Below are 24,538 nucleotides of genomic sequence, written 5' to 3'. Positions count from 1 at the left end.
GCATGCAGCGCCATGCGCGCGAGCCCGGTGCGCAATGGTGCGAGGTGCGGATCGTCGTGGCTTTTGCCTTCAGGAAAGACGACGACGGCCGCCTGCTCCGCGAGAGCCTCTGCCACTGCGTCGAACGCGGCGACGTTGCGTGTCGGATCGATGGGTGCGTCGCTGCCCAGCGCCTTGTGTTCGTCTGACGCGCGACGCAGCGGCACCACGCCCACCGCGGTGAAGAATCGCGCCGCCATCGCGTTGGCAAAAATCGTGGCTTTGGCCGTGAAGCGCACGCGGCGTGGCATGCTCCATCCCACCACCAGCGCGTCGACCAAGGCGTTGGGATGGTTCACCGCGAGAAACAACGGGCCTTCGCGCGGTACACGCTCGATGCCCATCACCGTGATGCTGCGGTAGTACCAGCGCAGGGCCACGCCGGCGATGGGCTTGAGCAACGTGTAGAGCGGCGAGGGCGGCTCGTGCGGCACGGTCACGGGTCTGAACGCTGTGCCTATGCCGTGTGCGTGCGCGCGTTGGCTTCGCGCGCCATCGCTTCGCCTTCCTTGGTGTTGACCAGCATCAGCAGCGCACCGCCCACCACGAAGAAGCCGATCACCCACAGGATGGCACTGCGGCTGCTGCCCGTCTGTCCGATGGCGATGCTGAACATGAGCGGGCCCAGAATGCCGCCGAACTTCTCGAAGACGGAGTAGAAGCCGAAGAACTCGCCGCTCTTGTGCTTGGGCACCATGCTGGCGAACAGCGAGCGGCTGAGCGCCTGTGTGCCGCCTTGCACCATGCCTACGAGAATGGCCAGGATGTAGAACTCACGCGCGGTGCTGATGCCGTAGGCGAACACACAAATGCCCGTGTACACCGCGAGCCCCAGCAGAATGGACAGCTTGGCGCCCAGCTTGCCCGCCAGCGACCCGAAAGCAAACGCAAACGGGATGCCCACGAATTGCACAATGAGAATGGCGGTGATCAGATCCGACCGCTCAATGCCGATTTCGGTGCCATACGCGGTGGCCATCTTGATGATGGTCTGAATACCATCGTTGTAGATGGTGAAGGCCAGCATCGCCAGGAACGCCTGCCGATAGTGCCGCAGTTCCCGCAACGTTTCTCCGAGTCGTGTGAACGCCACCGCGAACGGATTGGCCGATGTCCCTTCGTCCGCCTCAAGCGCGCGCTGGGGTTCGGGCACGCGGCGCAGGACGGGCAGGCTGAACAGCAGCCACCAGATACCCACCGACACAAACGCCAGACGCACAGGCAGCGTGGCCTGGGACGGCGTCAGCCCTTCGCCACTCGGCAGCCCGATCAGTCCCGGGTTGGTGATCCACGCCAGATTGAGCGCCAGCAACACGCCGCCACCCACATAACCCATCGCGTACGCCGCCGTCGACACGCGATCGATTTCCCGTTCATCGGCAATGTGCGGCAACAGCGATTCGTAGAACGTCATGCTGCCCGTCGCACCGGCCATCGACAGCACAAACAGCGTCGAGGCGAGCAACAGGTCGCCCTGCATGATGAAGAACATGCCGAGCGTGCTGAACACGCCGATCAGCATGAAGACGGTCAGGAATCGCTTCTTGGCGGCCTTGTAGTCGGCAATTGCGCCGAGGATGGGGCCAAGCACCGCAATGAACACGGCGGCGATGGTGTTGGCGTTGGCCAGTGCCTGCGTGGCGGCTTCCGGCGGGCGGCCATCGCCAGCTACCGAAATGAAGTAGATCGGGAAGACGGCCGTCATGATCACCGTCTGCATGGCCGATACTGCCCAATCGTACATCGCCCACGCCCGCAGCTCCGGTCGATGGAGCCCCAGTGCGTTGAGCACGCCACGGGACGATGAAGGGGCAGGGGAAGCAGCTGCAGCCATGACACGATCCGGAGTTGGGGCGTTCGGCACGTTCACTGCTGCCATTTCGCGCCCGTTGCGGCAGATTGAGACGACGATCCGGAAACGTCAGGATCGGCATCGCGGCTGTCCAGTGCGGTGGCCGCGATCACTCCACCAGTTCGGTACCAGTCCATGATGCGCACATGGCGTGCAGCGCGTCCCGCCGCGTTGCTCCTCACACTGTTTTCGGCTGCGTTCGTGGCGTGCGACCGTTCACGCTCGGCGTCCCCCGACGACTCGACTGCCACGTCGACCGGCACCACCACCGGCACCGACCGCGATGTGGCCATCGCCAACAGCGGCTGGGACCCATCGGCCGGCGGACTGCTGGTGCTGCCCACGGTCGACGGGGGCATGGTGGCCGGTTCGTTGCTGCGCCCGGAAGCCACCGAGCTCACGGTCGCCGATACGGCCGGCATCGGGGCGGTCATGGACGATCGCCGGATCGAACTTTTTGCCCGCGGTGGAAAGATTGGGACCGCCCTGCTGTCGGTCGAAGCGGCGCCCAAGACCGAGCCGGGTTGCACGGCCTGGCCGGTGGCGCGCCTCGCCATCGATGGCGGATCGGTGGCCACCCCGTGGACAGCGGCGTTCATGGCGGGCCGGGTCACGCCGGTACCGCTCGACTCCATCGAGGGGCTCGCGGTGCGGGATTCCGCGCGTCTCGCGGCCGACCTCACGCGCCTCGCCTCGGGGCTGCCCGACGACACCAGCCGAACATTCCGCACACTGCCGTATGTGGTACTGCGCGCGTGGCGCACATCCAGCGCCGACAGCGGATTTGTGGTGGCCACGTTGGTGCGCCGTGTGAACCAGGAAGACGCGCCGAAAGAAGAACGCCTGGTCATCGTCGTGAATACCGGCTCGTCCGATGCCGCCACATGGAACGTGGCCTGGCATGAACGTGCGGCTGGTCACGAAGAAGAGCTCGTGGTGGCGGAGCCGCTGCTCGCATTCCGCACGGCGCGCTCGTCGGACTTGCATCTGCTGTTCGGTCGGGACGATGGTGTGGCGCTCGGCGCAGCCGTGCTCACGCGCAAGGCCGGGACGTGGCGCGTGTTGTGGGAAAGTGCGGTGGCTGGCTGCGACTGAGGGCCGTTTTTCAAGTCCTCCTTTTCGCGCGCATGCGGCCCTAGTTTGACGCCATGACAGCCCCCGCCGCATCGACCACCGACGCCATGCTTGTCGCGCGCGTCGCCACTGAACTCTCGCTGAACCCGCAACAGGTTCAGCGCACCCTCACGCTCTTTGCCGAGGGCGCGACTCTTCCCTTCATTGCCCGATACCGCAAGGAAGTCACCGGCGGTCTCGATGAAGTGCAGCTCCGCGATGTGCGTGAGCGCGCCGAGTATCTCACGGAGCTCGAGGATCGCCGCGCGGCCATCCTCAAGAGCGTCGAGGAGCAGGGAAAGCTCGATGACACACTGAAGAAGTCCATTCTCGCGGCCGACACCAAGCAGGCGCTCGAGGATCTCTACCTGCCGTACAAGCCCAAGCGCCGCACGCGTGCCATGATTGCGCGTGAGCGTGGTCTCGGTCCGTTGGCCGAGGCGCTGTGGGACGGTGCACTCACCGATGCCGATATGGCGACGAAGGCAGCGGAGTTCGTGCTGCCGGAAGTGGACGGCAAGCCGTCGGAAGTGCCCACCGCCGATGCGGCGCTGCAGGGCGCGCGCGATATCATCTCCGAGCAGGTGGCGGAAGACGCCGTGGTGCGCGGCTGGGTGCGTGAAGTCACACGCGCGAAGGGTGTGGTGAAGAGCAGCGTGCTCACCGACAAGAAGAGCGACGAATCGAAGTTCAAGGATTACTTCGAGTTCTCGGAGTCGCTGGGCACCATTCCCAGCCATCGCATGCTGGCCATTCGCCGCGGCGAGACCGAAGGCGAGTTGCTGTGGCGTGTCGAAGCGCCGGTGGAAGACATCAATGCGCGCCTGGCCGGGGACGTAATCGGCAGCCGCAAGGCCACGCAGCAGCTCACGCTGGTCGCCGCCGATGCGTACAAGCGCCTGCTCGCGCCGGCCATCGAAGTGGAACTGCGTGTGGAGCTCAAGACACGCGCCGACGATGAAGCCATCACCATCTTCGGCCGCAACCTGGAGCAGCTGCTGCTGGCGTCGCCGGCTGGTGAAAAGCGCGTCATTGGTCTCGACCCGGGTTTCCGCACGGGCGTGAAGGTGGCGGTGGTGAGTGCCACGGGCGCACTGGTGCACACCGACACGCTGTACCTGCACCAGGAAGACCGGTTTGCCGGTGCGGTACGCGCGATGGTGGAGCGCTTCAAGCCTGAGCTCATCGCCATTGGCAATGGCACGGCCAGCCGCGAGACCGAAACGCTCACCAAGGCCGCGCTGCGCGAAATGGACGCGCCGCGTCCGCAGGTGGTGGTGGTGAACGAAGCCGGCGCGTCGGTCTACTCGGCGAGTGATCTGGCCCGCGCTGAGTTTCCGGAGCTCGACGTGTCGCTGCGTGGCGCGGTGAGCATCGCGCGCCGACTGCAGGATCCGCTGGCCGAACTGGTGAAGATCGACCCCAAGAGCATCGGCGTGGGGCAGTACCAGCACGACGTGAACCAGTCGCGTCTTAAGCAGCGACTCGACGACACGGTGGAAAGCGCCGTAAACCGCGTGGGTGTGGAAGTGAACACCGCATCCGCCGCGCTGCTGGGTTATGTGGCCGGCATCGGTCCGTCACTGGCCCAGGCCATCGTGACGCTGCGTGACAGCAAGGGTGGCTTCAAGGCGCGCGCCGATCTCAAGGATGTGCCGCGACTGGGCGCCAAGGCGTTCGAGCAGTCAGCCGGCTTCCTGCGCGTGCGCGGTGGTGCGCATCCGCTGGACAGCAGTGCAGTGCACCCCGAGCGCTACGCGCTGGTGGAGCGCATGGCCAAGGATCTGAGCGTGAACGTGACCGAGTTCATCGGGTCGGACACGCTGGTCGATCGCATCGAGCTGACCAAGTATGTGAGTGACGATGTGGGCATGCCGACGCTGCGAGATATCGCGGCCGAGCTCAAGAAGCCCGGTCGTGACCCGCGTGCCGCATTCGAGCCGCCTGCCTTCCGCGACGACATCCAGAAGCCCAGTGATCTGTTGCCGGGCATGGTGCTGGAAGGCGTGGTGACCAACATCGTGGCGTTTGGCGCCTTTGTGGACATCGGCGTGCACCAGGATGGACTGGTGCACGTGAGCCAGCTGTCCGATCGCTACATCAAGGACCCCAACGACGCGGTGAAGGTGGGGCAGAAGGTGAAGGTCACCGTGCAGAACGTCGACCTGCCGCGCAATCGCATCGCGCTCAGCATGCGCAGTGATGGCGGCACCAGCGGCGCGCGCGCAGGGAGCGCGGGCGAAGGTGGCACGCGCCGCGATGTGCAGGACAACAACCGCAACACGCGGGATGGTGGACGCCCCGGCAACCGTGGTCCGTCACGTCCGGCGGCTCCGGCCGCCAAGCCGTTCGTGCCCACCAAGGGGTCTGTCGCGCCGAACGGGATTCGCTTCAAGTAAGGGTGTCAGACATCGCCGGTCGGTGCATCTGATCGGCGCTGTCTGTCGCGGTCGTCTCGCAAAAATCTCCGCAGCCGTCCATGTTTTCGCTCCTATGGACATGCTGCGGAGATTTTTCATTGGGCTCGCCGCGATGAGCGCGGTTGGGCAGGTTTTTCTGGCCGGAGTGCTCGATGCGCAGTCCGCGGCCCCGCCGCGCACGATGCTGCCCATCGACTTCACCAACTCCGCCGAATACGGCTGGCTGGCCAAGCCGGTGCATGCGAGTCGTGTGCTCGATGACATGACGCAGCCCGCCAACTGGAAGTTCTCCGGCGCCGGTACCATGTCCTTTCCCGATGCGCCACGCCTCGGCGATATGCGGGCGCTGCGCGTGGACATGCAGTTGCATCGGCCGCCCAATCTGCCCGAGCGCATGCGTCTGCCCGCGGTGAACCTGCGGCGCGCGGTGGCCAATGAAGACTGGAGCGGCTACAACCGGATCGTCATCTGGATCAAGCCGGACTTTGTGGGCGTGCCGGTGCTGCCGCTGCAGATCGCGATGCACAGTGCGGGATCGGTGAAGGTGCCCGATCGCTACAATCGTGAAGGCACGCACTTCGTCACGCTGGCCCGTCAGGGGTGGCAGCCGGTGATGTGGGAGATTGAGCCACTGGCGCGTGATCGGGTCACGTTGCTCGAGATCGGCTACTTCGTGAATCGCATGATCGCCAATCCCGACGATCGGGTGGGCTTCGAGATCGGTCGTATCGAACTGCAGAAGGTGGACGCCGATGTGCACACCGGTTGGAGCGTCGGGTCGGGCAAGTTTGCGTTCAGCCACAGCGGCTATCAGCTGGACAGCCGCAAGTCGGCCATCGCGAACGGGCTCACCGGCACGCACTTCGATGTGGTGCGCGTGGGCGACATCGCGTTTGGCGAGACCGTGCTGCGCAAGCCGATGCAGCAGATCACCACACCCACCGGCACACATCAGCAGCTCGACTTCTCCGAACTCACCGCTGAAGGGCGTTATGTGCTGCGCGCCGGGGCACAGATCAGCAAGCCGTTCGTGGTGAGCGATACCGCGTGGCTGCCGTCCATCACCAAGTCGCTCAACTTCTACTACGGCAACCGCTGCGGGTTCGACGTGCCGGGTGTGCATGGCATCGATCATCTCGACTGGTTTGCCACGCTGGGTGACAAGCGCCTCACCATGAGTGGGGGCTGGCACGACGCGGGCGACTTGTCGCAGGGCGTGATCAACACCGGCGAAGGCTCGTATGCGATGTTCGCCCTGGCCGAACGATTGGCAGCCCAGGGGCAGCATCCCGCGCTGGTGGATCGATTGATCGAAGAAGCGTCGTGGGGACTCGACTGGGTGCTGCGTGTGCGCTTCGACGGCGGATATCGCGTGGGCTTTGGCGCGCACAACTTCTGGTCGAACAACATTGCCGGTGACGGTGATGATCGTTTCGTGGAAGCGAAGAACAACCCCAATGCCAACTACATCGCGGCCGCCGCCGGTGCGATTGCGGCGCGGGTGCTCCGCACGCGTGATCCGGTGCGCGCCGCGGAAGCACTGCGCATTGCGCGGGATGACTGGAAGCACGCGATCGTGGGCATTGAAGGTCCGTCCACCTGGCATACGCCGGCGTTTTCGGCGTCGCGCATGGAGCTGGCCGGCATTGGTATCACGGCGTCGATCGAGCTGTGGCGTGCCACCCGCGAGGCCCAGTATCGCGACAAGGCCGTGGAGCTCGCGCGCACCGTGATGGCGTCGCAGCAGGTGGCACGCGTGGGCAGCACGATGCCGCTGGCCGGGTTCTTCTACACCGGCCCCGATCGCGACACGATCTTTCACCAGTTCCACCGCGCTGCCGACCAGGCGCCGGTGGTGGCCCTCACGCAACTCATCGACGCGCTGCCCGATCACACGGATTGGATGTCGTGGTATGCGACCGTGGTGCGCTACGCCGAATACCAGAAGCAGTCGTCGCGCGTGACGGCGCCGTACGAGGTGTTGCCCGCGTACGTGTATCGTTTGGCCGACAGCGTGCAGGTGCCCGATTCGGGCGGTCGCTATCTCGAGTCGCGCAAGGAATACGCCGAACAGGTGCGGGCCGGCACGTCGATGGGTGACGGCTGGTATCTGCGCACATTCCCCGTGTGGTTTCAGCGTCGCGGCAACTACGGCGTGCTGCTGTCGCAGGCGAAGGGCCTGTCGGCAGCGTCACGCATGCGCGGTGATCGCGAGGGGCTCGAACTCGCCACGCGGCAGGCCGAGTGGGTGGTGGGGCGCAATCCGTTCAGCCAGAGCACCATGTATGGTGAAGGCTACGACTGGGCGCAGCAGTACAGCGTGTCGTCGGGTGACATGGTGGGCACGTTGCCGGTGGGCATGCAGAGCCGTGGCACCAGCGACCTGCCGTACTACCCGTCGCAGAACATGTATGTGTACAAGGAAGTGTGGGTGCACTCCAACAACCGCTGGCTGTGGTTGATGGAGGATCTGCTGCCGCGCTACACGCTGTCGGCGGCCGCCAATACGTTTGCACTCACGAGCAGCACCGCGCCCAACGGTGATGTCACGTTGCGGCTGACGCTGACTGGCGCTGGTGTGCGTCGCATCGCGCTCCGCACCGACAATCTCAAGCTGCGCGCGCCCAATCAGGCCACGCAGTCCATCACGTTGCGGGCGAACGAGCCGATCACGCTCACCTGGACGGCGCGTCGTGAACGGCCGGACTTACCATGGGTGGCTGTTGCGGTTGAGGAGGGGGGAGTTCGGCGGGCGGATCAATACGGGCACTGAGGTTTGTTTCATTCGCTGCATTCGCTGCATTCGCTGCATTCAATGCGACTCCCGGTTCGGTTGCGTCCGGTGCCGGGTTGTCGAATTGCAACGTGAGCCATCGCGCGGCCACCACCCAGAAGGCAAACGCCCCTGCACTGATCAGCCAGTATCGATTGCCCGGATGAAAGGTGAGCGCCATCGCGCCCACGAGCCCGGAGCCTGAGGCCAGCAACCCCGTCAGTGCACGTCCCACCGCCGAACGGGTGCCGCGTTTGAAAGCCGCTGCGCAGAACGCGGTCGTGACGGCGTGCGCCGCGGTGGCCCAGATCAGCAGCTGGTGATCGCCGCGCGGCCAATCGAGCACCACGAGCGACGCTGTGCCGGCTGCTGCGATGACGGACAACGCGCCAAATGCGCGCGAGAGCAGAGTCTTCCATCGATCGCGGTCCATACCCTCTCTACGCCCAGTGCCGGCGAGGGATTCAGGACCCGCCACGGAGCCCATCGACGGACGGGACGAACCGCTGAGGCACCGCCTCGCCCCTCCGGTCTATCGAAACCGGGTCTCCGAACCTACAGTAAGGCCCTCGCCGTCTGCACCGCCGTTTCCTCCCTTGGCGGCGCCATGTGTTCCCGTCACCCCTCCCCAATGACTTCCCGACGCGATTTCCTCAAGCAGGGCGGAACCGCCCTCGGCGCGTCCATGGGTGCCTCCTTGCTGGCCGGCAGTGCTCTGGCTGGCATCCCGCGCATGCTCGCGGCCGCACCCGCGCCCGACCCGCGCGCGCTCGAGACGTTCACCGACATCGCCAATGTCCGTGAACTCATGAACGCCGCCCTCAACGCCGCGAAGATGGCGGGCGCCACCTACGCCGATGTGCGCTGCAGTCGTCAGCGGCAGAACTTCGTGTTCACGCGCGAACAGCAGATCCAGCAGGTGGTCGATACCGATACCGTGGGCATCGGGGTCCGCGCGCTGGTGGACGGCACATGGGGCTTCGCCGCCACGCGCCTGCTCACCACCGACGGTGCCGCATTGGCCGCGCGTGAGGCCGTGGCCATCGCCAAGGCTTCGCGCATTGCCCGCGCCAAGCCCATCGAATGGCTGCCGGCGCCCGTGGTCGCGAATGGCGTATGGAAGGGCGCCTACACGCAGGATCCGTTCGACATTCCCGTAGAGCAGAAGGCCGAGTTGTTGCTCAAGGCCAATGCAAATGCGCTCAAGGCGAAGAACGTGAAGTACATCTTCTCGGGCTTCTTCTTCGTGAAGGACGAGCGCAACTACGCCAATACCGACGGCACGGTCACCAAGCAGGACACGGTGCGCACCTGGCCCACCATGCAGATCACTGCGGTGAGTGCCGACTTCACGGACTTCCAGAACCGCAGCAACATGGTCGCGCCCATGGCGCGTGGCTGGGAGTACGTGTTGCAGAACGATCTCATTGGCAACGCGCAGAAGTGGGGCGAGGAAGCGGCGGCCAAGCTCACCGGCAAGCCGGTGGAAGTGGGTCGCTACGACCTGGTGCTCGACCCGATGAATCTCTGGCTCACCATTCACGAAAGTATCGGACACCCCACCGAGCTCGATCGCGCGATGGGTTACGAAGCGAACTTCGCCGGCACCAGCTTCATCGCGCCGCCCGACAAGATGCTGGGCACGCTCAAGTACGGTCCGTCGCTCATGAACGTGCAGGGCGATCGCTCGCAGGAAGGCGGTCTCTCCACCATCGGCTGGGACGACGATGGCGTGAAGCCCGACGAGTTCCTGATCGTGAAGAACGGCATGTTCAACGACTATCAAACCACGCGCGAACAGGCCCCCTGGCTGCGCTGGTGGTACGAGAAGAACAATCGGCCGGTGCGCTCACACGGCTGTGCGTATGCGCAGGGGTGGGACAACGTGCAGTTCCAGCGCATGCCCAACGTGTCGCTCATGCCGGGTGAGAAGGATCTCATGATGGACGACCTCATCGCGGCCACCGACCGTGGCATTCTCATTCAGGGCGACGGCTCGTTCTCCATCGACCAGCAGCGCTACAACGCGCAGTTTGGCGGCCAGCTCTATCACGAGATCAAGGGCGGCAAGGTGGTCGGCGTGCTGAAGGACGTGGCCTATCAGATCCGTACGCCGGACTTCTGGAACAGCATGGACATGATCGGCGGCAAGCGCAGCTATCAGCTCGGCGGCTCATTCTTCGACGGCAAGGGACAACCGTCGCAGGTGAATGCGGTGAGTCATGGCTCGCCACCCGCACGCTTCCGCAACGTCAATGTCATCAACACGGGGAGGAAGGGCTGATGCCGAATGCCGACAACAGCGCCATCCTCACGCGGGAACAGGCGCAGGCCATCGTCGAGAAGGCGCTGAAGCTCTCCAAGGCCGAAGCGATCGACGTGCAGGTGAACACCTACACACGCGGCAACATCCGCTTCGCGGACAATCAGGTCAGCACCGCGGGTTCCACCACCGATGCGCAGCTGGGCATTCAGAGCGCATTCGGGCCCAAGCACGCCGTCGTCACCACCAACGATCTCTCCGACGCGGCCATCGAACGTGCGGTGCGTGAAAGCGAGCGTCTCGCAAAGCTTGCACCGGACGATCCGGAGTCGATGCCGCAGTTGGGCGCGCAGCAGTACACACCGGTGAACGCGTGGTTCGAGAGCACGGCCAATCTCAGCGCCGAAGATCGCGCCAAGGCCGCCCTCACGGCACTCGAACTCGCGCGCAAGGCGGGTGACCTCAAGGCGGCCGGCTATCTGGTCACCACCGCCGGGGCGCTGGCCATTGGTAACAGCACGGGCATGTTCGCCTACCATCGTGGCACCAACGCGAATTACACACTCACGGTACGCACGGCCGATGGTACCGGCTCCGGCTGGGCCGCCGCCGATCACGCCGACTGGTCGCAGCTCGATGCGGTGCGCGTGGCTAACACCGCCGTGGAGAAAGCGCGCCTCTCCCGCAATCCCGTAGCGATTGAACCTGGCCGCTACACGGTGATTCTCGAGCCGCAAGCCGTGGGCGATCTCGTGCAACTCATCGGCAACTATGCCGACGCGCGCAGCGCCGACGAAGGACGCAGCCCGTTCGTGAAGCAGGGCGGTGGCAACAAAGTCGGTGAGAAGATCCTCGACGATCGGGTCACCATCTTCTCCGATCCGGCCGATCCCCAAATGCTCGGCCGCCCGTGGGACTTCGAAGGCATGCCTCTGGGTCGGCAGACCTGGATCGAGAAGGGCGTGCTCAAGCAACTCATCTACTCACGCTTCTGGGCGAAGAAGCAAGGCAAGACGGCCACGGGTGGGCCGAGCACGTTCAAGATGGCCGGTGGCACCAAGTCGGTGGACGACCTGATCAAGGAAACCACGCGCGGGGTGCTCGTCACGCGCCTGTGGTATCTGCGTGAAGTGGATCCACGCACGATTCTCTACACGGGTCTCACGCGCGATGGCACGTTCCTCGTGGAGAATGGCAAGATCACCAAGGCACTCCGCAACTTCCGCTTCAACGAATCGCCGCTGTTCCTGCTCAACAACCTCGAAGAGCTTGGACGCGCCGAACGCCTCGCCGGCACTGAACAGGGCGGCGATGTGGTGATGCCGTCCATTCGCGCGCGTGACTTCAACTTCACGTCACTGTCCGAAGCGGTGTAGCGGATCGGCGGGTGGAGAAAGACAAAGGGGTGAGGCCGCGATGGCCTCACCCCTTTGTGTTGTTCAAGAGAAGCTATGCAGCGCGAGACGTCTTACTTCTTCCCCGCCACCTTCTCGACCTGCTCCAGCACGCGCAGCAGGTTGCCGCCCCAGATCTTGTCGATCTCGGCCTGCGTATAGCCACGACGCACGAGTTCGGCCGTCACGTTCACCGTCTCGCTCGCGTTGCGCCAGCCGTCCACGCCGCCACCGCCGTCGAAGTCGGAGCTGATGCCGACATGATTGATACCAATGCGCTTCACCACGTAGTCGATGTGGTCGACGAAGTCCTTCACCGTGGCCGGCGGATCGCTCGGGTAGCGGCGCGCGGTGATGTCTTCCTGCTTGGCGAGATAGTCATTGCGCTTGTCGTTCGGCAGCGCCTGGATCTGCGCCTGCTGTTCCTGGCGGCTCGTGGCCGTGATGCCGAATTCCTTGCGCAGCTGCTCGGTGGCCGCCGCACGCGCCTGCTCACGCGGCACGTCGCGCTTGGGGTCGCACTTCACGTAGCTGTTGAACGCCACGAGCTGAATCACGCCACCGTTCTTCTTCATGGCGTCGATCTGCTCGTCGTCCATGTTGCGGCTGTGGTTGCAGATCGCGCGCACGCCCGAGTGCGAACCGATGATCGGTGCCTTGCTCAGCGCGACCGTCTGCATCATGGACGCCTTCGACGGGTGCGACACGTCGACCATCATGCCCACGCGGTTCATTTCGACGATGACCTGCTTGCCCAGCGGCGAGAGGCCATTGTGCAGCCACACGCCATCACGCTCGCCGGTGTTGGAATCGGAGAGCTGGCTGTGACCGTTGTGGGCCAGCGACATGTAACGGCCACCGAGGTCGTAGAACTTCTTGACGTTGGTGATGTCGCTGCCAATGGGGAACGCGTTCTCCACGCCGATGAAGATCACGCGCTTACCACTCGCATGAATGCGACGGGCATCGGCCGCCGTGTACGCGATTTCCGCGCGCGTCGGGGCGATCTTTTCGGTGAGGCGATGAATGGCCTCGAACTTCTCGATGGCCTGCGCGTTCGCCTTCGCGAAGCTGGCCTCGTCGAGCGTCGCCGCCTGGCCCACGTACACCACCAGGAACGCGCCGGCGAGCCCGCCCTCTTCCATCTTCGTCAGGTCCACCTGCGTACGCGGCAGCTTGGTCGCGTAGTTGGGACCCGACTCGGTGAAATTGGCCGGCGAGATGTCGACGTGCGTGTCGAGGGACAGCACCTTGGCCTGGATGGCCTTGGCTGTCGCCTGCACGGTGGCTTCGTCGGTGACGGGCTTGCCCGACTGTGCGCTCAGCACGGCGGCCGAGAGCAGGGAGAGCGGCGCCAGCGCGAGGGCCGGCCGGAACGCACGGAATGCCGTACGGGATGTCGTCATGTTCGATGTTGGTGAGTGGTCACGCCTTCGAGAACGATACGGCTGATCGTCGTGCGCCGCTGACGTCGCGATCCGCACCACGCGGGTGTGTTTTCAGTCACGCCTGCCGAGCGCGGCCGGTGCGGCGGCGCGTCCGCTCGCGCCGGCCAGTACCAGCAGCGTGAGCACGTACGGCAGCGCGAGGAATAGCTGATAGGGAACGCCCACCCACCCCATCGCCTGAAACAGGGTCTGCAGTGAATTGGCGGCGCCGAAGAGCAGCGCGGCCGCCGCAACACCCAGCGGCTGCCAGCGCCCCAGTACGACAATGGCGATCGCGATGAAGCCTCGTCCCGCCGACATGCCTTCTACGAATGTGCCGGCCTGGGCGAGCACGAGGGTGGCACCGGCGAGACCAGCCATCGCCCCGGCAAACAGCACGGCGAGCGCCTGCACACGACGCGGCGCGATGCCGGCCGCCACGGCTGCCTCGGGATATTCCCCGACGGCGCGCAGAGCCAGTCCGGCGTGTGTGTGGCGCATCCACCATCCCAGCAGCAGCGCCATCAGCATGGCCACGTAGGTCATGACGGGCTGGGCAAAAAACGCCTGGCCAATCAGCGGGATGTGCGAGAGACCGGGAATCGCGATATCCCCGGCCGTGGGCGTGGTGAGCGCCACGCCGGCATCGCCGAACACCGAGCGATACAGCGTGCCGGTGAGTCCCAGCGCAAACAGCGTGACCGCCGTGCCAGTGATGATCTGATCGGCGCGCATGCCCACGGTGAACCAGGCGAACAGGGCCGCGATGGCCATGCCAGCCAGTGCGCCCACCACGAACCCGCCACCCACGCCGAGTATACCGGCCGCCACCGTGCCACCCAGCGCTCCGGCAATGATGGCGCCCTCGAGGCCGATATTGATGACACCGGCCCGTTCGCTCACGCACTCGCCAAGTGCGGCGAGGGCGAGCGGCGTGGCCGTGCGCACTGTCGACTCGAGAAAGGCACTGCCCACGTCGAGCGCGCTCATGTGCTGCTCCCTGCGCTGCCCGTGGCCGCCGCAGAGCGCGCACGCCAGCGATCGAGCGCTACCACGAGCAGAATGAGCACGGCCTCCACCACGGTCACCACCACATTGGGGACGCCGGCATCACGCTGCATGGCATTGGCGCCTGCTTCGAGCGCGCCGAAGAGCAGCGCGGTGCCCAGTACGCCCACCGGGTGCAGCCGGGCCAGCAGTGCCACCGCGATGGCCGTGTAGCCATAGCCTGGCGAGAAGTTTTCATACAACGCGTAGGTGACACCCAGATATTCCACGGCGCCGCCCATGCCGGCCAGCAGACCGCTCAGCGCGAAGGTCAGCAGCAACGTGGAGCCCACGGCGATTTCACCGGCGCTGTGCGCGGCCCGCGAATTGGCGCCCACGCTACGCACGCGAAAACCGCTGGCCGTGTTGAACAGCCACCAACCCAGCGCGGCGGCCGTCACCACCAGCAGCGGCACGCCCGCGTGCAGGCGCGTGCCCTCCATCAGCACGGGCAGCTGCAGCGATGGCGGCAGCGACAACGACTGCGGGTTGATGCGCTGCGGCTCCTGCAAAGGACCACGCACCAGCCATCCAACCAGGTTGAGCGCCACGAAGTTCAGCATGATGGTGCTGATCACTTCCAGCACCCCAAACCGCAGGCGCAACACGCCAGCGATCATGGCCCAGAGACTGCCGGCTACCGCGCCACCGGCAATCATGATGGGAATCGCCAGCCATGGCGACGTGTCATGCAGTGGCAGGGCCAGTGCCGTTGCGATGGCAGCGCCCATGAGCAGCTGACCTTCTGCACCGACATTCAGCACACCGGCGCGGAAGGCGATGGCCACGGCCAGTCCGGCAAAACCCAGCGGCACCATGCGCACGATCGTCGCCGATGTGATCGCATACCACGACCCGAAGGCACCGCGCACCAGCGCCGCCAGCGCCGGTCCCACCGCATGCCCCGTCGCGGCCAGTAGCACCGTGAGCAGCAGCAGACCCACCGCCAGCAGCACGCCCACCTGACCCACGGCGGACAGCACACGCCGAATCGGATCTGTTGATGGACTGCTCACCAGCGCATCGGCGGCCTGTGTACGGGCCCCCTTCATGCCGACGATCCGGCGGGAGTGCGGTCGGCGTCACCCAGCGCCTCCGGCGCGTCGTCGGCCAGCGTGCCCAGCATCGCACGGCCCACAGCATCGCGGTCAGGCACAACTTCCATCACCTGTCCTGCGTGCACGGCATACACCCGATCGGCCAGCAACAACACTTCATCGAGATCGCTGCTATAGAGCACCACCGCCGTGCCTTCATCGCGCGCCGTGCGCAGTGCTTGCTGCACCGCCGCCGTGGCTTTGAAATCGAGACCACGTGATGGGTTCTCCACGACCAACGCCGGCGGCTTGCCGGCCAATTCACGTCCCAGCACAAACTTCTGCTGATTGCCACCCGAAAGCGTGCGCGCCGCAACAGTGGTGCCGGTGGCGCGCACATCGAACTGCGCAATCAATGAGGCGGCGGCGGTACGAAACGCCGTCCAGTCCATCCGGCCACGACGTCGGCCCGCGCCGCGCAGAGCGAGGTTCTCGAACAACGGCGCATCCAGCAACAGCGCATCACGATGACGATCCTCGGGTACGAAGCCCACGTCGGCGGGTCGCACCACGGTGCCCTGTTCCGGCGTGAGCCGTCCCGCGAGCAGGCGCAGCAACTCGTGCTGCCCCGCGCCCTCCACGGCCGCAATGCCGACAATTTCTCCGCGACCCACGGTCATGTTGGCGCGGTGCACGCGCACCAGCCCCTGGCCATCCCGCCACGTCACTTCACGCAGTGACAGCACGGTCTCGTCCACAGACTGCACGGACGTCTCCAACCCTGGCGTCAACTCGGTCTCTGGCACCAACTCGTCCTGCTCGGCCGCCATCACCTGCGTGACAATACTTGTCGACGCGCCGGCACCACCCAACATCGCTTCTGCCAACTCGGTTTCGGTGGTGCTCGATGCGGGCTTCGACAATACCGTGCGCCCGCGATGCAGCACGGTCACGTCATCGGCCACGGCGAGTGCGTCGCGCAGCTTGTGCGTGATGAGCACCACCGCGTTGCCCGCGTCGGCGAACTGCCGTACCCAGGCCAGCAATTCGCGCGCTTCCGATGGAGCCAGTACCGCGGTGGGCTCATCGAGAATGAGCAGCTGGACGTCGCGCGCCAGCGCCTTCACAATTTCGCAGCGCTGCTGCGCACCCACGGGCAGCGCATCCACGCGTGCGGCCGGATCGAGTGACAACCCGGCGCGCGCACCGACATCGCGTACTCGCGCTGCGGCCGCTTCCCGGTCGAACAACCCATGCCCGCCCAGCGCCACGTTCTCAGCGACCGTCATCGCCGGCACCAACGTGAAATGCTGGTGCACCATGCCGATGCCCATCGACAACGCGTGGGCCGGCGAACGCACCCGCAATGGCGTGCCGCGCCAGTGCATCGTGCCGCGGTCTGCCGTCAGCAGGCCAAACACCACGCGCATGAGCGTGGTCTTGCCGGCGCCGTTCTCGCCGAGCAAGGCGTGGACCGTGCCGCTGCGCACCTGCAGCGATGCTTCGTCGAGCGCCTGCACCGCACCGAAGCGACGGGAGAGCCGTTCGAGCGAAAGCAGCGCAGTCTCGCCCGTCGGTGCGGTCACGATCCGGTCGGCAGGTTCAGGAAGGACCAGGGGATATCGAAGCGGTCCGTGATCCAGGCGCCCAAGGCCTGCACGCCCAGTGTCTCCGTCGCGTAGTGCCCCGCATAGATCACGCACAGGTCGTGCTCGATGGCCTCGACGGTGGTGTGGTGCGGACCTTCCCCCACGATCAGCGTATCGATGCCCTTGAGACGTGCTTCGAGCAGTGTCTCCGACGACGCACCGCCACCGGTGCAGATCGCCCAGCGTTTGGTGGTGCGTCCGGCTACCGGCACTGACGTGCGCACGGTACCACCATACGCGGCGGCGTAGGTGCGCACCCGCTCGACGAGATCGGCCGTCGGTTCATTGCTGGATCCCGTCACACCGATGTCGATGGTCTTGTAGCGTGCAAAGCCGCCATCGGGGGTGAGGCCCAGCGCCTGCGCGAGCTGCGCGTTGTTGCCCAGTGTCGCGTGCAGGTCGAGCGGCAGGTGCGAGGCATACACGGCGATGTCGTGATCGAACAGCGCGCGATACTTCGCGTAGCTCACGCCTACGAGCGGCTGTGCGCCGCTCCAGAACAAGCCGTGATGCACCAGCAGCAGATCCGCGCCTGCTGCCACCGCCTGTTCGATGGTGGCGCGCGAGGCGTCGACGGCGGCGGCAACACGGTGCACGGTGCCACGGTTGGCCACCTGCAGTCCGTTCACCGCGCCGCCGTAGTCCGGCACCTCACTGATGCGCAGTTCGCGATCGAGCGCCGCGACGATGTCGCGCAGCGATGCACCACGCTCAGTGCTCACGATTCGACGCTCACCGCTTGAACGGATCGATAGCAGGAGCTGGCTTGCCTGCGGAAGGAATCGGCGTCGTGACCGGCGTGGAGCTGTCGACGGCAATCATATCGGACAGCGCGCGGAAGGTACCGGCCTTGAGCTGCGCACTCACCGAATCCACCGCAGCCCGCGTGGTTTCGGGAATGCGACTTGCCAGCGCGTCATTCAGTTCGAGGCGCACGACATCTTCCCGCACGCCCAGGTTGATCACGCGCCCCACGAAGGCCTGCTGCTGCACGTCGCGGGCAATGATCATGAACGCCTTGGGCAGGTCGATCACCACACTGCCGATGATGACATCGGGCGCAATGTCGTTCTGGTTTGCGTTGGTGCCAAAGGCGAGCACCTTCTTTTCCTTCACTGCCTGAAAGACGCCGAGCCCCGCGGCGTCGGCGTTCTGGAAGATCACGTCCACGCCGCGGGCGATCTGGGCGAGTGCCTGTTCCTTGCCCGCGCTCACGTCGTCCCAGTTGCCGATAAAGCTGGTGACGACTTCCACCTTCGGGTTCACCGCTTTCGCGCCGCGCGCAAACGCCTCAAAGCTGGCCTTCACCGGCGGCAGTTCGGTGCCGCCGATAAGTCCCACCTTGTTGGTCTTCGTGACGGCGCCGGCGATCATGCCCGCCTGGTACGATGCCTCCTCGAACAGGAAGGCGACGCCGGCGAGGTTGGGGCCGGTCACGCGACCTGATGTCACCACATAGATGGTGTTCGGGTAGCTGATCGAAACGCGCGTGGCGGCGTCCTGGAATTCGAAGCCGTGACCGAAGACGAGGCGGTAGTTCTGCGCCCCGTACTGCCGGAAGTTCTCCTCGAACTCGGCCGGGGTCTTCGTCTGAATGTGCGAGATCTCGGCGCCGAGGCTATCGCGCAGGCGGAGCAGCCCTTCATAGGCGCTTCCGTTCCACGACTTGTCCGAGATCGGGCCTGGCGTCAGCAGGGCGACCTTGAGCTTGGGGGCAGCCGTGTCGCCGCCGCTCTTGTCTCCACCGCAGGCGGTGAGCAGGAGCGCCGCGGCGACGAGTGCCGTCTTGCGGGCATGCTTGTCAATCGACCGAAACATCGTGTATGCCTCTATGATGGCTTGATAGTGCTATTCGAGTGATACGCCCAGCATCTCGAGAACGCGCTCGAGATCATCGTTGGAGAAGAACGCGATGCGGACTTCGCCCTTGTCCTTGGCCGTCAGGTTGAGTGAGACGGTGGTTTGCAGCTTCCGGCGCAGCTTTTCCTCGATCTGGCGGACCACCGCGGCCGAAGCACCGGCCGGCAACCCCTTGTCCGAATCGGTGGACGGCTTGCGGCCAGCGGCCGGCGGCGTGGGCCGGCCGGCCTGCACCCGCCGTTCGACTTCGCGCACCGAGAGTTGGTTCGCCACTACTTCACGCGCGAGATCGACGATGGCTCGCTCAGTCACCAGCGGCAGCAGGGCGCGGGCGTGGCCGGCGGAGATCTGCTTCTCCTGCAGCATGCGGCGCACCGATGCCGGGAGCTGGCGGAGGCGCAGGGCATTGGCCACCGTCGAGCGATCTTTGGCGACGATGTCGGCGACTTCCTGATTCGTCAGTCCGAAATCGTCGATCAGACGCTGGTAACCATCAGCCTCTTCGATCGGATCGAGGTCGGCGCGCTGCAGGTTCTCGATCATCGCCAACGTCAGCAGCGTCTTGTCGTCGACGGTGCGCACAAGGGCGGGGATCTCGGTCCACCCAAGTCGGGTGGCGGCACGGAAACGGCGCTCGCCCGCGATGAGCTCGAAGCCCTGTCCGTTGGGAGCGGGGCGGACGGTGATGGGCTGGAGCAGCCCATTCACGCGCAGACTGCCTTCGAGATCCGCGAGCTCTTCGGGGCGGAACTCCTGACGGGGCTGGAACGGGTTCGCGCGAATCTGCGACAATGACACCAGGCGCAGCGTGCCCGCTTCGCCCACCGGCTCCGGTTCGTGGCTCGTGGTCGGAGCACTCGCTGCGGGCGCGCTGGTGCCGGCAGCCGTCGTCTTAGCCGATGGAGCGGGCGCTGACGCGGTATCGGGTGCGGGCTTGGGGTCGCGACGGGCCAGCAGCGCGTCGAGACCGCGTCCGAGTCGGCGAGGGGGTTCCGGTGTCATGAAGGCGTGTCAGGGACGGCAGTACTGCCGTGTTCGAGGGAAGATCGCAGGTACGTCTTTGGTCCTACAAGGCCTGCGGATTCTTGCGGTCGATCATTTCGCGCGCGACGGCCATGTAGGCCTGGGCACCCACCGAGGCAATGTCGTACACCACGATGGGCTTTCCGAAGCTCGGGGCTTCGGCGAGCCGGATGTTCCGGGGGATGACCGTCTGAAAGACCTTGTCACCGAAGTGCGCGCGGGCGTCTGCAGCGACCTGCCTCGAGAGATTGAGGCGCGCGTCGTACATGGTGAGCAGTACGGCATCCACGTCGAGGCTGTCGTTCACCGAGTCCTGCACGCGCTGCACGGTGCTGAGGAGCTGGCTCAGCCCTTCGAGCGCGTAGTACTCGCACTGGAGGGGAATGAGCAGTGCATCGGCGGCCACGAGCATGTTCAGCGTGATCAGGCCCAGCGACGGCGGGCAGTCGATCAGGATGAAGTCGTAGCGATCGCGAATGGGCGCCAGCGCGTTGCGCATCCGGGTGACGCGGTCCTCCGCATCCACCAGTTCCACTTCCACGGCCGCGAGATCTGGCGTGGTGGGAAGCACGTCGAGGTGCCGGAACTGCACGGCGCGGACGAGCGCCTGGTCGACGGATGCCTCGCCCAACAACACATCGTAGGTGTTGAGGGTGAAGTCATCGCGACTGATGCCACAACCGGAGGTGGCATTGCCCTGCGGATCGGCGTCGATGAGCAGCGTGCGCTGTTCGGCGACGGCGAGTGAGGCGGCGAGGTTCACGGCCGACGTCGTTTTGCCGACGCCGCCCTTCTGATTGGCAATAGCGAGGATGCGTCCCACAGGGGCTGGCTAGAGGGGGTTCGCGCGGACGCGAAGTATAGGACGAACCCCACCGGGTGACCATGGCGCTCGGCCATTTCCCCCACCAATCCGTGCCATGGCCCACCGATGGCGCCTCAAATGGCCGTGTTCGGCAGGATTCTCTGCCACTGTTTCACGTGAAACCAATCCATTGTGGGAGAGTGTGGAGCGATCTGATGCTTCCACACTCCCTCAACATCTCTGTTGGCGTGAGCGTGGCAGCGTCCGAATAGGTTCAGTGGCCGAGATCCCGTGATCCCTCGCGCTAACGCCGCAACTGTGGTTTTCGGTTCCGCTCTGTGGGTTCCTCTGCGGTTGGCGATGTCTGTCGACGACACAGGATTGTGAAGTGCCGCGACGGTCGAATGGCGGACCGGCTCCCATCTCCATTCTGCTCGGTCACACCGTTTCACGTGAAACCGAATCCCACACAGTCGGTGGCTGGCAATGAAAAGGGGCCCGGTCCACTGGACCGGGCCCCTTCCCTCCTGGGCGATGTGATCAGCGCTTCTCGAAGCGCCAGCGCGTCATCACGCTCACGGAGACGGTGGTCGTGCCCTCCGCCACCGGCGTCGGCATGCCGCCATCAAAGCTCTCCGCCTTGGCCATCGCCATCATCGGGCGGGGCTCGGGGCGTTCGTACTCATTGATCGACAGCTCCAACAGCTCAGCCACCCGACCGCCGGCCGCCTGCGCCGCGATTTCGGCCTGCTTCTTCGCCGTCGCCACCGCCTGAGCCAGCGCCGCCTCCTGCGCCTTGGTGCGATCCTTTACCAGGAAGTCGAGACCAGCCACCCGATTGGCGCCGTTCGTCAGGCCGGCGTCGATGATCTGGCCCGCCTGTTCCAGCTTGTCCGTCTCCACCTGCACGATGTTGCTCACCCGGTAGCCATCGATCACCGTGCGGCGCTCCTTCTCGTCGTACCGCTGCACCGGGGAGACGCTGTAGTTGAGCGTCTGGATCTGAGACGCCGGAATACCCAGTGCCCGGATCGCGTTCAGGATCGCCGTCTGCTTCTTGTTGTTTTCCTGAGAGGCGATCGCGGCCGTCTTGGCCTGCGTCTCCACGCCTACCTGCACACGGGCGCGATCCGGCGTCACCTGCACCTCGCCCCGAGCTGACACCATGATCGCCGGCGGCGGCTGAACCGGCTGCATCTGCGCCACTGCCAGACGCGGCGAAACCAAAGCAAATCCTGCGGCGGTCATGGAGACCATCGAACGCTTCGACCAGATACGACGCATATGAAAACCCCCTGAGGGATGAGTACTCGACGAGAGACAACAGATCCTGCCGCACATCCTACCAACCATCACCAGGAATGTGTCACCAGATCCGACGAATCTCCTGCTGTACCGGTAAGACGCCACCGGTAGACAAACTTGCACAACTGTCGCGATATGCATCACTAAAGGGACAGTTCGTCGCCAGTAGTTTCTGGTGATCTTTTCAAGGCCGCTAGATCCTGCGCCGGATATCGACAGTTCTTCGCCGAATCGACCAGATATCCCGCGCCATGAGAAACGTACATCCCGAGACCCTGCTTTCATCTACAGCTCTCCGCATATCGCTCCACAACAGCAATAAGTTGTTGGGACGAAACGGAATCGCAGATCACAAAAATGAGTCACTATCAAGCCATATTTAACCCACTAGTAAGCCATTTATACCAAATCACGACATATGTCATATCTGTGATATGCAGAGCTAGCGTAAGGCAAAAACGGCGGGCCCCTCACGGGACACCGCCGTTCGCTTCAGTACCATCTATATAGATGTGCCGCGCTACACGCGAAAAACCGCTCCACATTCAGCGATCAGCGTCTCCGTAATTCCAACATGAGATTCTGGAGGTCGGCCGGGCTGATTCCAGGAATCGCACTCGCCTGGGCCAACGTTCCCGGTTTGAGACGTTCCAGCTTCTGGCGGGCCTCGATCGATAGCGTCCGCATCCCCGCATAATCGAGCGAGGGCGAGAGTACCACCGCTCCCTGGGCCACCAGCCGATCGGCCTGCATCCGCTCCCGCTCGAAGTATCCGGAGTATTTGATCTCCAGTTCGGCGCCCACCACCGCATCGCGCGGCAGCGCGGCTCCCACACCGGCCGCTTCGAATAACGATTGCAGGGTCACGTCATTGCGGCGGGCCAGCTCCACTGCCCGCACCGCGTGCACCAACGGACGCGTCCCCGCCGCTTCGAGAATCGGGTCGGCAATGGCCGGCGACATACTCGTCGACTCGGCCAACCGCAGCGCCTCCCGCACCGCACCCAAACGTGTGTGCAACACCTCCAGCTCGGCGTCCTGCCACAACCCGGCCGCTTCGGACACCGGCCCCAGCCGAGACAGCGCGTTGTCCTGCCGCACCGTCAGACGGAACTCGCTGCGTGACGTGAACAGTCGATAGGGCTCGTCCACACCGCGCGTGACCAGGTCATTCACCAGCACGCCGATGTAGCTCGACTCGCGTCCCAGTACGATGGCCTCACGCTCCTGCGTGAATCGCGCGGCATTGAGCCCTGCCATCACACCCTGGCCACCCGCTTCTTCGTAGCCCGTGGTGCCGTTCACCTGCCCTGCGAAAAACAGTCCGTCAATCGCGCGCGAACCCAGCGATGGCCAGAGCTGCGTGGGTGGATAGTAGTCGTACTCGATCGCATATCCGGGTCGCGTCATGCGCACATTCGCGAGTCCGTCCACGCTGCGCAGCACCGCGAGCTGCACGGGTGCCGGCAAGGACGTCGACAGGCCGTTCACATACAACTCGCTCGTGTCGTGACCTTCGGGCTCGAGAAAGAGTTGATGGCGCGACTTGTCGGGAAACTTCACGACCTTGTCTTCCACGCTCGGGCAGTAACGCGGACCACGTGAGGCAATCGCACCGCCGTACATCGCCGATTCATTGATATGGTTGGCGATGAGCTGTGTGCCCGGCTCCTCGAGCCAGCCCAGCCAGCACGGCATCTGCTCCGGACTGCGCATCGATCCATTCGCATCGCGACGTGGTGTCGTCCAGAAGTGCGACCACGAATAGTCGAACAGATCGATCTCGCTGTCCTGTTGGTCGAAGCGTGTGTAGTCCACGCTCCGCCCATCGATGCGCGGCGGTGTGCCGGTCTTGAATCGCTCGGTGGTGAGTCCTTCGGCATCGAGTTGCTGACCCAGATGCACCGAGGGTGCTTCGCCTGCGCGGCCGCCACTGATGCGTGTGTCGGTGCCGATGTGCATGGTGCCGCGCCCGAACGTACCGGTGGTGAGCACCACGGCGCGCGCACCAAAGCGACGACCTTCCATCGTCTCCACACCCGCTACACGCCGCACAGCACCACTGCTCAGGTCACCTGCTTCGTCGAACAGCAAGCGCGCGACCATGCCCTGCATGGTGACAAGATTCGGCTGCGCTTCGAGCAATTGACGTATGGCACGGCGATACAATCCGCGATCGCACTGTGCGCGTGGTGCCCACACCGCAGGACCCTTGCCGCGGTTGAGCATGCGGAACTGCACCGTGGCCATATCCGTCGCGCGCGCCATGATGCCGCCCAGCGCATCGACTTCGCGTACCACGGTGCCCTTGGCGATGCCACCAATGGCGGGGTTGCAGGAGAGCTGGCCGAGTTGTTCGAGTGCGCCGGTGATGAGCGCCACCTGCGCGCCGGAGCGGGCCGCTGCCACGGCGGCTTCGGTGCCGGCATGGCCACCGCCGATCACGATCACATCGAACGAGCTCTCGAACGAAGCGCCCGAGGCGGATCCGATCGTGTCCCGAGCACTCAAAACTCACCTCTCCCGACAGT

Annotated in this window: 18 protein-coding genes; 6 read left to right on the top strand and 12 right to left on the bottom strand. The window is 64.9% G+C overall.

Annotated elements, in window-relative coordinates; translation table 11 throughout:
• Together VGE27_RS14690 and VGE27_RS14685 are read right to left on the bottom strand one after the other, a co-directional pair.
• Positions 1-479, bottom strand: a 479-nt coding sequence (locus tag VGE27_RS14690) for a 1-acyl-sn-glycerol-3-phosphate acyltransferase (RefSeq protein WP_331050421.1), incomplete at its 3' end; no start/stop codon positions are given.
• A gap of 17 nt (positions 480-496) precedes the next feature.
• On the bottom strand, positions 497-1,873 hold the full coding sequence (locus VGE27_RS14685) for an MFS transporter (RefSeq protein ID WP_331050420.1): 1,377 nt from the start codon (positions 1,871-1,873) through the stop codon (positions 497-499).
• A gap of 153 nt (positions 1,874-2,026) precedes the next feature.
• On the opposite strand from VGE27_RS14685, the gene VGE27_RS14680 reads away from it, so the two are divergent.
• The 6 genes from VGE27_RS14680 (at position 2,027) to VGE27_RS14655 (ending at position 11,836) form a co-directional block, all read left to right on the top strand.
• The gene (locus VGE27_RS14680; RefSeq protein ID WP_331050419.1) at positions 2,027-2,986 is read left to right on the top strand and encodes a hypothetical protein; all 960 of its coding nucleotides are present in this window, start codon (positions 2,027-2,029) and stop codon (positions 2,984-2,986) included.
• A 53-nt stretch (positions 2,987-3,039) separates the two neighbouring features.
• Positions 3,040-5,403: a Tex family protein gene (locus tag VGE27_RS14675; protein WP_331050418.1), complete on the top strand. Its 2,364-nt coding sequence runs from the start codon at positions 3,040-3,042 to the stop codon at positions 5,401-5,403.
• A gap of 133 nt (positions 5,404-5,536) precedes the next feature.
• A complete protein-coding gene (locus VGE27_RS14670) occupies positions 5,537-8,197 on the top strand; it encodes a glycoside hydrolase family 9 protein (protein ID WP_331050417.1) in 2,661 nt (886 codons plus the stop codon).
• 170 nt (positions 8,198-8,367) lie between these two features.
• Entirely contained in the window at positions 8,368-8,520 is a 153-nt protein-coding gene (locus VGE27_RS14665; RefSeq protein ID WP_331050416.1) for a hypothetical protein, read from the top strand.
• Between the two features lie 308 nt (positions 8,521-8,828).
• A complete protein-coding gene (locus VGE27_RS14660; RefSeq protein ID WP_331050415.1) occupies positions 8,829-10,481 on the top strand; it encodes a TldD/PmbA family protein in 1,653 nt (550 codons plus the stop codon).
• Complete coding sequence (locus VGE27_RS14655; protein WP_331050414.1) at positions 10,481-11,836, top strand: TldD/PmbA family protein; 1,356 nt, start codon at positions 10,481-10,483, stop codon at positions 11,834-11,836. The genes VGE27_RS14660 and VGE27_RS14655 overlap by 1 nt, the downstream gene beginning before the upstream one ends.
• 92 nt (positions 11,837-11,928) lie before the next feature.
• Here the strand turns inward: VGE27_RS14655 and VGE27_RS14650 are convergent, their stop codons facing one another.
• From VGE27_RS14650 to mnmG, 10 genes are all read right to left on the bottom strand, one after another.
• A complete protein-coding gene (locus tag VGE27_RS14650) occupies positions 11,929-13,260 on the bottom strand; it encodes a dipeptidase (RefSeq protein ID WP_331050413.1) in 1,332 nt (443 codons plus the stop codon).
• Positions 13,261-13,353: 93 nt separating this feature from the next.
• Positions 13,354-14,271 carry an ABC transporter permease gene (locus VGE27_RS14645; protein ID WP_331050412.1) on the bottom strand — a complete coding sequence of 306 codons (918 nt, stop codon included), beginning with the start codon at positions 14,269-14,271 and terminating at the stop codon, positions 13,354-13,356.
• Positions 14,268-15,380 (bottom strand): ABC transporter permease, encoded by a 1,113-nt coding sequence (locus tag VGE27_RS14640; RefSeq protein ID WP_331050411.1) that lies wholly within the window; start codon positions 15,378-15,380, stop codon positions 14,268-14,270. Before VGE27_RS14640 ends, VGE27_RS14645 begins: the two co-directional genes overlap by 4 nt.
• The gene (locus VGE27_RS14635; protein ID WP_331050410.1) at positions 15,377-16,951 is read right to left on the bottom strand and encodes an ABC transporter ATP-binding protein; all 1,575 of its coding nucleotides are present in this window, start codon (positions 16,949-16,951) and stop codon (positions 15,377-15,379) included. Before VGE27_RS14635 ends, VGE27_RS14640 begins: the two co-directional genes overlap by 4 nt.
• Complete coding sequence (locus VGE27_RS14630) at positions 16,948-17,736, bottom strand: Nif3-like dinuclear metal center hexameric protein (RefSeq protein WP_331050409.1); 789 nt, start codon at positions 17,734-17,736, stop codon at positions 16,948-16,950. Before VGE27_RS14630 ends, VGE27_RS14635 begins: the two co-directional genes overlap by 4 nt.
• Before the next feature lie 10 nt (positions 17,737-17,746).
• The gene (locus tag VGE27_RS14625) at positions 17,747-18,832 is read right to left on the bottom strand and encodes a BMP family protein (protein WP_331050408.1); all 1,086 of its coding nucleotides are present in this window, start codon (positions 18,830-18,832) and stop codon (positions 17,747-17,749) included.
• A 30-nt stretch (positions 18,833-18,862) separates the two neighbouring features.
• Positions 18,863-19,876, bottom strand: a complete 1,014-nt coding sequence (locus VGE27_RS14620) for a ParB/RepB/Spo0J family partition protein (protein ID WP_331050407.1) — start codon at positions 19,874-19,876, stop codon at positions 18,863-18,865.
• Between the two features lie 64 nt (positions 19,877-19,940).
• Positions 19,941-20,720: an AAA family ATPase gene (locus tag VGE27_RS14615; protein ID WP_331050406.1), complete on the bottom strand. Its 780-nt coding sequence runs from the start codon at positions 20,718-20,720 to the stop codon at positions 19,941-19,943.
• A gap of 522 nt (positions 20,721-21,242) precedes the next feature.
• Positions 21,243-21,986, bottom strand: coding sequence for an SIMPL domain-containing protein (locus VGE27_RS14610; protein ID WP_331050405.1), 744 nt, complete (start codon positions 21,984-21,986; stop codon positions 21,243-21,245).
• A 573-nt stretch (positions 21,987-22,559) separates the two neighbouring features.
• Positions 22,560-24,518 carry a tRNA uridine-5-carboxymethylaminomethyl(34) synthesis enzyme MnmG gene (gene mnmG, locus VGE27_RS14605; RefSeq protein ID WP_331050404.1) on the bottom strand — a complete coding sequence of 653 codons (1,959 nt, stop codon included), beginning with the start codon at positions 24,516-24,518 and terminating at the stop codon, positions 22,560-22,562.
• Positions 24,519-24,538 lie beyond the last annotated feature (20 nt).

Origin of the sequence: Gemmatimonas sp., assembly GCF_036405635.1 — a bacterium.
Taxonomy (GTDB): domain Bacteria; phylum Gemmatimonadota; class Gemmatimonadetes; order Gemmatimonadales; family Gemmatimonadaceae; genus Gemmatimonas.
Note: the sequence above shows the minus strand (reverse complement) of the source record. Positions and strands in the feature narration are given on the sequence as shown.